Genomic DNA, 8,809 nt, shown 5'->3' with positions numbered 1-8,809 from the left:
GAGCGAAGTCAGCAGCGATGTAATTGCATCCGGGGAGAGTCTCATACAACCTCCCCTTCGCTCTACGAGTTCAGGTAGCCGTCGGCTTGCGATTTAGCCTCTTAACCGAATACGAATGGATGCTTGTCCCACCGGCGTTTCCATCCTCGTTCGTCGCTCCAGTTCTCTTGATAATGCAGTTCGAAGTCGCCACTCGTGTACCAGCGAATATCGTAGTAGGCGTCCTCGACGTCCGGTGGAAAATAGTCTTGGATGAATGTCGCCGTGAGCGTCGGTTTCCCGTGTTTCAACGAGATGGTAGTGGTGCCGATGTAGGCCGCGGTATCCAAGCGCTGTTTAATACTCATAAGGATTGTTCGGTCAACACTCCCGGCGGGAGTATGCGCGTCGTGAAAACCCATCTTTAGTCAGCGCTCGCTTCAGCGCGGTCACTGAGACGACGGCGAGCGCGGTCGTGGAGTCGAAGTTCTTCCTCAAGGCTCGCCCACGTCGAAAGGTCGTCCCACGCTTCCTCGAGATCAATGTCGAGACGATCGGCCGCCTCAACGACGTCGATGCTGGCTGGATTATCGGCGTCATAGCGATCACGGAACGTTTTGAGCTGATCCCGAATTTCGAGCACATTCCCTCTGAGGTCCTCCAGCGAATGGGTGTTGGCGAGTTCACTCACGTACCGCCATTCGAAGTACTCTGTGTTGCGTTCATACTGGACTGGCCGGCCGTCGCGTTTCGTCGCGACGCCGAGTTCAGTGAACCAGTTGAGGTACTTGCGAGCAGTGTCTGTTGAACACGAGAGTTGCTCGGCGACGTCTGGGGCACTCACACCGCCCGTGTTCTGCACAAGGAGACTATAGATGCGTTCTTCGGTCGAGGGAGCGTCGGTGAAGACCGATTCGAGGTCCTCGATTGGTGGACGATCCGAGAACGGTGGGTCAGTCGGCATACTAGCGTATATGTGCTCAAGCGAAATAATTCTTTCTTCGACTAATTATCTCGCTTTGTTGCTTTGCGGGGGGAACTGGTGTACGTCGGCTCTTGTGGGACACACTGTGGTTAGAATAATACCTTAGTGTTAGTGAGAATTAAAACAAAAGCCGACACGTGGAGTAATTATTAACTAGTTCCGACATAATATAATATCCAAATGGAAACGTTCCCAATCGCCGGCCAGATCATCAACACGAAGCTCATCTTCGGTCTGACTGCCCGTGATATTGGCGAAGCACTCGTCATTCCGTTTCTCGGCCTCGGTATTGCCCAGAGTCTCGGCGCCTCGGGCGATCTCTTTCTCATTGCCACTGGCCTTGCGCTCGCTCTCGGTGTCGTGATTCTCCTCATTACGCCTGCTGCCCAGCGGCCACTGAGCTACGCACGAGCCTGTGTGCACTATTACCTCGGAACCACCACGTATCGAAATCGCCGGACACGACCCGCCACAGAAACGGCGAAAACTCAAGATGTGGTTGGTGTCCGCCACGCTGGCCTCGACATCGAGACGATCGAAGCGGAAGACGACCACGACTCCCATCAGTAAACAACCATGGATTCACCACCACCTGCCACTAAAACCTCGACAGCCACTACTGGACAGTCTGCCAGTCGAGACGAAGCAGAGACCGAGACGACTGAATCTGATTCTACGACTGCAACCGATGGATCAGCCACGACACAGCCATCCTCTGACGGTCCCACTGTACGGACAGCGCTCGGGATAGCCGATCGTGACCTTGGAACCGATGCCGAACGGCCTGAATCAGATTTGGACGTCCTCCGAACGATGGATGCCGCCCTCGAAGCAATTGACACGGACCTCCCAACGGCGCGTGACGAAGCGCGTGCTCGAGACCAATTCCACCTCGAAGACAAACTCAACAAGAAGACGACGACACAAGCGCAACTCGGCTTTGACTACGTTCGTGATGATGGCATCGCAGTCGACGACGAAGACTACATTGGACTCGTGAAAGTCAAACCCCGGAACTGGCTCACACTCAACTATGAGCAACGCCGACAGGTCATGAGCGACTACATCTCGTTTCTGATGGCGCTTGACTGGGCGATCGCCATTCCCTGTTATCCCCGGGAGTTTGACCTGGGTGAACACTACAACAAGTTCATTCGCGGTGGCACAAGCGTTGCTGCACGAGGACAGTCCCCGATTCTCCAGTATGGACGCCGATATTACATCCAGTGGGCACAGGACAACATTGACGGCTCTGGGATCAAGACTCGAGACTACTACATCGTCATCCGCGTCAACGCCGCACAGGTTACGACAAACCTGGATACTGGAAGCGTGCTCAACCAGCTGAGTACGCTCCCGGTTATCGGATCTGCCGGCGCGAACATTCTCAAACGCCTTCCGTGGGTCAAGAACCACGAGAACGCAGAAACCGAGCTGTGTATTCGTGAAGTACACAATCGCCAGCGCCGCGTCATCGACAAGCTTGGACGGACAGACGTCACAACAGAGCTGGTCAACACTCGCCAGGAGACGATGGAAATCCTGTACCACTACTACAATCACGTCAAACCGGAGTTCGACCGCTTTGATCATGCGACATTCTCTAAGGGGGAGATCTAACGATGGGTTCCCGTCTCCGGTCACTCATTCCGGGGCTGGATAGTGAGCCTGGGCTCGATGAAATCGATGATGAGGTTTTCGACCGGGCGACCGCCATTCTCGAAGCGAATGGCGATGAGTTGTCCAAGGAAAACATCCAGGCCCAAGCGAAACATCTCCTCAAACTCGAAGCGGCCGAGGACGGTGAGATTCGTCTCGGCGTTCTCCAAGACGAGACGGAACGCTCGCTCGCTGATCGGGATATCATCGCTCCACACGAGATCTCCGAGGAATCAGGGTTCTTAGAGTCGGGGTACATGGTGCGTGGTGGTCAGTACGTCCGCACGATGACCATCCATGGCTATCCGGAGCGTGTCCCACTTGGGTGGCTTGACGACCTCTATACGACGCACGACAACATTCGAGTCACACAGCATATCCGGCCGCGGGATTCCCATGAGATTCTGCGGAAACTCCGCAATCGCCTCACACAACTCCGCGCCCGTCTCTATCGGAAAGATGAGAAAAATCAGAGTGATACCCACGAACTCGAATCCGACCACGAGGCCGTCTCCGATCTCATCTGGGATATCATCCGGGGCGAGACGAAGCTGTTCACGTTTGCCATCTACTTCGAGATCATCGCCGATTCAAAGCAGGAATTGAACGAGGCGACTGAGCGCGCCTTGGAGATCATCGCCAAGGCGAATACAGAAGCCGTCCCCCTTGAGAAGCGCCAAGTTGAGTCACAAGACGCTCTGGCGCCACTTGGGAATGACCCGATCAAAGCCACCCAACTGATGCAGGAGACGGCTGTCGGCACCATGTTTCCATTCATTGAGCCTGCACTAGCGGATAACGAGGGCGTCTACTACGGATTCGACGGAACACATACCCCCGTTCTCCTTGATCGCTATCGCTTTTCCTCGTATTCGAAAGTGATTGCAGGAGAGATGGGCTCAGGGAAGACGTTCGCCGAGAAATACGAAATGTTCCATCGCATGATGATGGATCCGGAAATAGAACTTCTCGTCCTCGATCCGCTCGCTGACTTCGTCGACTTTGCAGAGGATCTCGGTGGACAGGTGATCCGCTTTGGTGGCGAGAACACGATCAATCCGCTCGAAATCCGTCGTGGGATCGACGACGTTGTCGAAGATCCGTTCCTCAAAAAGTATCGATCGGTAATGGAGTTGTTCCGACTGCATTTTGCTTCGGGTGACGGCCAAGCCCTCTCAAATGAACAAGAGGGGATCCTACGGCGTGCCGTCTTGCTTTCCTATTACCAGTACGGAATCACCGAGGATCCAGCGACCCACGAGAACACGAGTCCAATAATCGGGGATATCATCGATATTCTCGAACACATCACCGATGGCGATGATCCCACTGAGTTCCTCGGCTATCATCCTGATGCCGACAAACGACGAGTTGCTTCGAAAGTGCAGGATATCGCCGATCGGTTCCGAGAGACTGATGAGCGGCTTGCCTACCAACTCCTTCTTGGGCTTGAAGCCTTCCAAGAGGGCGGCGAGAACGCGAATCTGAACGGCCGGACGAACGTCGAACTAGACAATCGGTTGGTGACCATCGATATGTCGATGTTCTCCGATACGGGACAAGCGCCGCTGTTTATGCACGTGATGTTCGACTGGATCTACCAGCGAGCTCAAAGCAGCGATCGCCGGACGCAGGTGACGATCGATGAGGCACACTACCTCTTGCGTCGAGCAGCCACGACAGATCTGATCGACCTGTTCATCCGACATAGTCGCCACTTCAACACCGGATTGACGCTGATCTCCCAGACAGTAGACGAGTTCCTCGTTGAGTCAACCGAGCAGTCTGCAGACGCACTGGAGAAAGCTCGCGAGATCTACAATCTCTGTAACATCAAGCAGATTTTCCGGCACGAATCAGTGAGCGAGGAGATGATCGCCGTCCACGATCTCACCCACAACGAACAGCGGTTCATCGCCTCCGCACAGACTGGTGAGGACGGGACTCACTCGGAGAGCCTATTGCTCGTCAATGATTGGAAGAAGCGCATTCAGCTCCACGTTGATGAGTTTGCCGTCCACGTGCTCGACGAAGACCTCGATCCGTGGGAATACCTGATCGAGCAGAATGCGCTCGACACAGGCGATGTTTCCTATTTGCTTGCGGACGGACGCGCCGCAGAGTACGACATTCCTCAATCACTGCTCGAACAGGCTCACGAATCCACTGCACCCACCAGCTAACGCACGAAATTACAGGAATCAATTCACCACCCATGACAACCACTCGTCGCTACATTCGAATCGAACCAGCCCACGAACGTGTCACCCCCTCCGATATCATCTCCCGACTCGCCGGCCTGCGCAAACTGAAGTCTGGCTGGAAGGTCAAATATGATCCGCGGAAGAATGCCCCGACGTTCGAATTCCTCGCACTCACACAGGGGAACCAAACGCCGGTCCGCTTCTATCTCGGTGCCACTGATGCATCGCTCTTGTCGACAATCCGCTCGGAGTTGACCACCGCATATCCGGCGAGTTACAACCTTTCAGAGGAAAAACTCCTACTTCCCGACGAACTACTTGGGCCATCCACCCGGGATCCCGATACGGACGAAGACTCGGCCGAGTCCATCGATGATGCGCGATCAGAACTGCTGACCCGAACACCAATTGCAGTCCAATGGCGGGGCATTGGAAAGCGCACTGGCGACTGGATGACCCCGTTAAAACAGTATTCCCAGCTCCATGCGACACAGCACGGTGACAGTGCATCGGCAAAAGCCCCGCTTGCAACGGCGGTCGAGCGGCTTGCGAAAGCGAGTGCCCCCACCGTTTTGCAAGTGCTCTTCACTCGGTATGCGGACTGGGAGAGCGCGGCCAATACACGCAAAGAGAATATTCAGACGAAACGTGATGGGTTCGTCCAGACCACGAAGACCAACGTTCGAGATATGCTTCGGGGCTATGACGAAGAAGAAATTCGTGATCGACGTCGTGGCCGAGATGCACCGCAGATCGGGGAGAATATCGGCCAGTCACCACACGCTCCGAGTGGTGGGAAGGCTTCTCGCCAAACACTCATCGACCAGAAAAACCCGTCCCAGACGTATCTGGTAAACATGCGTGCAGCGGGGATACCACCCGCGGACGCGACTGAGACGACGATCGGAACGGTCGAGAGTGAGGTCGACGCGCTTGCGAACGCGTTCAATCATCTCGATGGGGCGTACTATGAACTCGACGGGAAGCGTCTCACGAAAGGACTGACCAATATTCGCGATCCGGCCAAGAAAGAACTACAACGGCTGCTCGATCGATCACTCAAGACCTCACCCAAAGGACGGACGCGCCCGGAGCTCATTTTGAATGCAGATGAACTGGCCAATTTTGTGGCTGTACCGAGTGCCCATGCATTGACCACTGAGGGCGCCCGTGGTACTCGCGGCAAGGAGCGACTCCGCCAGCCGTTGTCACTCCCAGCACCGGAAATGCTGGACCGGTTGTCAGCACCCGGGATGGCGATTGGTCTGCCGCTCAAAGATCGAAACCAACCCCTTGATGACGCGGTGTACGTCCACATATCGACGCTCGTCACCCACTATCTTCGCGCCGCCTCGACTGGTTCCGGAAAGTCCAAAAGCGTCTTGAATGATATGCTGACACTGAGCGAGCACGTCGGGGGGCCAACGGTGTTACTTGAGTCGAAAGGCGATGGGATGGTCGAAAATTATCTCAAAGCGCATTACGCGAAATTCGGCTCGCTCGATAGCGTCTATCACTTCGATGCGCCGGAGATGTTACCAGCATTCTCGTTTTTCGATATTCGTCCCAAGCTTGCGATGGGCCGCCGCCGTGAAGATGCAATCCAGGATACCGTCGAGCATTTTCACGAAGTCATGCGGCTGATACTCGGGACAGAAACGCACGATCGAGCATTTGTTGCGAACGAGATCCTGACGTTCTTGATCAAAGCACTGTTTGACAAGGAATACGGCCAGGATGCGTTCAGCCTTGATACACTCATTGAGGCTGTGTATCAGATGCGCCATGAGCGTGTCCTCCCGGAAATTTGTGCGGAGAATGCCCACATCGAGCGGGCGTTACTTCAGCAATGTGAGTTGGACGAGGCGCAATTCCAGCAGTCGATGGGTGGGGCGGCAAATCGATTGAACAAACTGGTCGAACTCGAACACCTCTATCAGATCTTCAATCACGTCTCTGAGTGGGACGACGAAGCTAACGAATACACCGAGAATGTCTTCGACTTTCGGCACTTCTTCGATGAAGATGCAGTGATTCTGTTCGATATTGGTGAGTTGCGTACTGACTCGCGTAACGCGCTAACGATGGTTCTGCTGAGCAACCTCTGGGATGCTGCGCAGGGATGGTCCGATGAAAGCAGGACAGACGAGGGAGACCCAATGGCCAGTGACGAGAAGATTGCGAACGTTATTATTGAAGAGGCAGCAGCGGTTGCAACCTCCGAACTCGTCTATGAGGAATTCTTGCCCCAAGGACGGGGCTTTGGGGTGAGTCTTGGCCTGATCATGCAGTACCCCGATCAAGTAAACGATCACAGTCGGTCGAATCGACCGTATAAAGAGATTTTGAACAACGTGAAGACGAAAATCATCGGGAACATCGAGGTTGACGATGAGCTCGCGAAATCGATGGCCCATGAGAATTTGTCTAAACAAGACCTCAGCAAGCGGATACAACGATTACCGTCTGGTGAGTGGGTTGTGCAACTGCCGAGCCCCGGCTTTGGTGAAACAGATCCCACGACATTCTCGCTTGCTCCGTTGCCAATTCCCGAGGGACATCCGGAAAGTGATGAGCCGCTCGCCGGTGATGCACGCCACCTCTTTGAAGAGATGGCCCGTCCACAGGTCAGACGACGAACCCAGACCGAATGCAGCATCCCCGATCGCCCGAGCAAGATCGGGCATGATGATGCACGGGACACGCTTGCAGAGATGGGTGATGCGGACACTGCAGGCACAGACGGGTTTCAAGAGCACACAGCCGACGCTGAAGCTGCCGACGGTGGCACTCCAGCCGAGACACCCTTCTTCGGTGGAAGCGATGTGAGTGACGACACACGCACAGCTGCAGACGGCGAGGTAGCATCGGACACAGAAGACACACCAGCCAGCGACCGGCCGAGTGACGAACAGGATTTCGGACGCGCTTCCATGTTCGGCGCTCCGACGACGGAGCAGTCACCACCCGAAGGCACACCGACCCCCCCGTCGTCTGATCAGACAGAAACAGATGCCCAGAATGGACAAACTGGCGAAGAAGAACCAGAAACCACAGACGCAGACGAAGAGCCGAGGGACACAGACGAAGAGGCCGAACGATCGAGCAACGCTGCACTCTCCGAGCACGTTCGCTACAATACGGAGACCGATTGCTACGTCTGTGATCTCTGTGGCACCGAATATGCTGATGCTGAGAAGCGACGAGCGAGCGCCTGCTGTCAGTTCGCATCGAAAGACGAGGTTTTCGTCGCCGCTCGTCGGGCTCACAAGACGACTGATTCGACCAGTGACCTCCTTGATCGACTCCGGAAAATCGCTGCCCATGCCGAAGACTACGGCATTGAAATTTCTATCCAGGAGTTTGCATCGCTCGATCCGCCTGCTGAATCCGTCCCGTCGGAGGAAGAGACGTCAGAGCCACGTTCAGAACCCGAACAGACACAGGTTCCAGATACGACGGCAGCAGGTCGTTTCAACGAAGCGACGACGAACATTCCCGATACGACGCTTCGAGCGGAGGGTGTAACACGCGATGAAGCAGCGTTCTTGGGCCTCGTGCTCGATGCGATGAACCACCAGCTTGAGGAGTACTCGCTCACAGAAAGTATGGCCGATTTCGACGACCCGTTTGCCAATCTCGACGTAGAGACGCTCATACAGAAGGGATTCCTCGAAAAGCATCGCGCCTTCCGGCAGACGTACTACACCGTGTTGCCAGCCGGTCGAACCTTCCTCGATCGATCACTGGCTGTGAACCCGGGCGTTGGCGATCTTGGCGAGAAAACCCCGCACAAAGCCGGTGTCGTATTCCTTGAACAGTGGCTTGTCCAGTACCACGATGTCGACCGGACCGAACGCTACTATCGGTACTTCCCGAGCGTCGCTTCGTGAGCTGTGCTGAGTCACGGATGACCAGAGTGAACGTTGGTGTAGTAGCTGAGTGAAGGAGAACTAGAGTCCACAGATGGAGAGAACCGAAC

General features: G+C 55.1%; 7 protein-coding genes. 4 read left to right on the top strand and 3 right to left on the bottom strand.

Annotation, left to right across the window (positions count from 1 at the left end):
• Positions 1 to 101: 101 nt before the first annotated feature.
• Positions 102 to 347, bottom strand: coding sequence for a toxin-antitoxin system TumE family protein (locus ACR3FF_RS23940; protein ID WP_458190639.1), 246 nt, complete (start codon positions 345 to 347; stop codon positions 102 to 104).
• Between the two features lie 56 nt (positions 348 to 403).
• On the bottom strand, positions 404 to 943 hold the full coding sequence (locus tag ACR3FF_RS23935) for a DUF7342 family protein (RefSeq protein WP_458190638.1): 540 nt from the start codon (positions 941 to 943) through the stop codon (positions 404 to 406).
• 201 nt (positions 944 to 1,144) lie between these two features.
• Here ACR3FF_RS23935 and ACR3FF_RS23930 point away from each other — a divergent pair, with 201 nt between their 5' ends.
• On the top strand, positions 1,145 to 1,534 hold the full coding sequence (locus ACR3FF_RS23930; RefSeq protein WP_458190637.1) for a hypothetical protein: 390 nt from the start codon (positions 1,145 to 1,147) through the stop codon (positions 1,532 to 1,534).
• Positions 1,535 to 1,777: 243 nt separating this feature from the next.
• Entirely contained in the window at positions 1,778 to 2,584 is an 807-nt protein-coding gene (locus ACR3FF_RS23925) for a TraC-like domain-containing protein (protein WP_458190636.1), read from the top strand.
• Positions 2,585 to 2,604: 20 nt separating this feature from the next.
• Here the strand turns inward: ACR3FF_RS23925 and ACR3FF_RS23920 are convergent, their stop codons facing one another.
• Positions 2,605 to 2,841 (bottom strand): hypothetical protein, encoded by a 237-nt coding sequence (locus tag ACR3FF_RS23920; RefSeq protein WP_458190635.1) that lies wholly within the window; start codon positions 2,839 to 2,841, stop codon positions 2,605 to 2,607.
• A gap of 39 nt (positions 2,842 to 2,880) precedes the next feature.
• Here ACR3FF_RS23920 and ACR3FF_RS23915 point away from each other — a divergent pair, with 39 nt between their 5' ends.
• Together ACR3FF_RS23915 and ACR3FF_RS23910 are read left to right on the top strand one after the other, a co-directional pair.
• A complete protein-coding gene (locus tag ACR3FF_RS23915; RefSeq protein WP_458190634.1) occupies positions 2,881 to 4,806 on the top strand; it encodes a VirB4 family type IV secretion system protein in 1,926 nt (641 codons plus the stop codon).
• A gap of 32 nt (positions 4,807 to 4,838) precedes the next feature.
• Positions 4,839 to 8,720, top strand: a complete 3,882-nt coding sequence (locus ACR3FF_RS23910) for a hypothetical protein (protein ID WP_458190633.1) — start codon at positions 4,839 to 4,841, stop codon at positions 8,718 to 8,720.
• The last annotated feature ends 89 nt before the right edge of the window (positions 8,721 to 8,809 follow it).

This window comes from Haladaptatus ordinarius (genome assembly GCF_054177595.1).
Note: the sequence above shows the minus strand (reverse complement) of the source record. Positions and strands in the feature narration are given on the sequence as shown.